The organism is Rhodococcus sp. KRD175, from assembly GCF_017168275.1.
Taxonomy (GTDB): domain Bacteria; phylum Actinomycetota; class Actinomycetes; order Mycobacteriales; family Mycobacteriaceae; genus Rhodococcoides; species Rhodococcoides fascians.
In genome coordinates this window covers 1-1,336 of record NZ_JABFAQ010000073.1, presented here as the reverse complement: position 1 = coordinate 1,336, position 1,336 = coordinate 1, and the positions used below count along the sequence as shown (strand labels likewise).

At 62.9% G+C, this 1,336-nt stretch carries 1 protein-coding gene; it reads right to left on the bottom strand.

Annotated elements, in window-relative coordinates:
• Positions 1–38: 38 nt before the first annotated feature.
• Positions 39–1,097 carry an IS110 family transposase gene (locus J1M81_RS25710; protein WP_206499152.1) on the bottom strand — a complete coding sequence of 353 codons (1,059 nt, stop codon included), beginning with the start codon at positions 1,095–1,097 and terminating at the stop codon, positions 39–41.
• Between the last annotated feature and the right edge of the window lie 239 nt (positions 1,098–1,336).

Genomic DNA, 1,336 nt, shown 5'->3' with positions numbered 1-1,336 from the left:
TAGAGCGGCTGGCGCCGCATGTGATGCTCCTATGAGTGTCAAGTGGCAGTTTTCTGGGTGAGATGTTGGAACATTTCGCGGGCGACGGCTCGCTTGAGGCAGCGGATGATGTCGCGTTTGCTCTTGCCTTCAGCGAGTCGTCGGTCGCGGTATTGCTGGGTGCGGGTGTCGTATTTGAGGCGGGCCATGACGATGACGTGCAACGCTCGGTTGGCCTGCCGGTTGCCGCCGCGGTTGAGTCGATGGCGAGTGGTTTTGCCCGACGATGCGGGTAGGGGTGCGACACCGCAGAGGCTGGCGAATGCTGCTTCGGAGCTGACGCGGTGGGGGTTGTCACCGACGGTGATCAGCAACTGTGCTGCTGTTTCGTAGCCCACCCCGAACCGGCCGACGAGGTCTTCGGCGGCATCGTCGATGAGCACTGCGAGGTTTTTGTCGAGTGCCTTGATGTCGGTGTCGAGGAGCTGGATCCGTCGCGCCACCGACCGCAGTGCAGTCTTGATCGCCGCGGTCAGTGCACCTGGAGTGACGGCGGTCGGGCGCAGTGCTGCGCATGCGTCGATCAATGCGACTGTGGTCAGACCCCGGAGCTGTTCTCGAATCGGTTCGGGCGCGTTGACGACGGCAGATTTGAGACCTGTGATCGCTTCGGCGCGAGCTTTCACCGCGGAGCGACGAGCGTTGTGCAGGAACCGAATTGCCTCGACGTCCCCGTCGTGGGTCTTCGGAATCGTGCGAGCCAGCCCGGCCGCAGCGATGCGAGCAGCACTGTAAGCATCGAGCGGATCGGATTTGCCGTGAAAGCGCCGCGAGCGGCGGTCGGTGCGGTCGACATCGACGACCTCGAGGCCCGCTGCGAGAAGGACCGTGGTCAGCGCGGAGCCGTAGCTTCCGGTGCCTTCGATTCCGACTCGGACGACGATGCCGGTCCCGATCAACCATGCCAGCAGTGCGCGGTAGCCGGCGCCGGTTGCCGGGAACTCTCGGTCGCAGATTTTGCGGCCGAGGTGGTCGATGATCGCCGCGTGGTGGGTGTCTTTGTGAGTATCGATGCCTGCAATGACGGCGAGGCTGACATCGGGTGGGCTTTCGGTCATGCTGGACACTGGTTATCCCTTCGACAGGTGACCACGCACCGGCCGGGACGGCGGACAACACAGTGACGGGACTCTTTGGTCAGGCTCCTATCAAGTCACTCCGCCCACCGGTCGCGTGTGAACGATGTCCGTCGAGACGAAGGCCGACACATCACATGAAAGACAGCCATCGGCGTCAGAGCGGAAACGAGTCATACCTTCCACCCCGACGAACGACTCCAGTATCACTGAGTGGAAAC

Bases quoted from the DNA above. Each gene is read 5' to 3' on its own strand.
- J1M81_RS25710 (WP_206499152.1), bottom strand. From the start codon at position 1,097: ATGACCGAAAGCCCACCCGATGTCAGCCTCGCCGTCATTGCAGGCATC.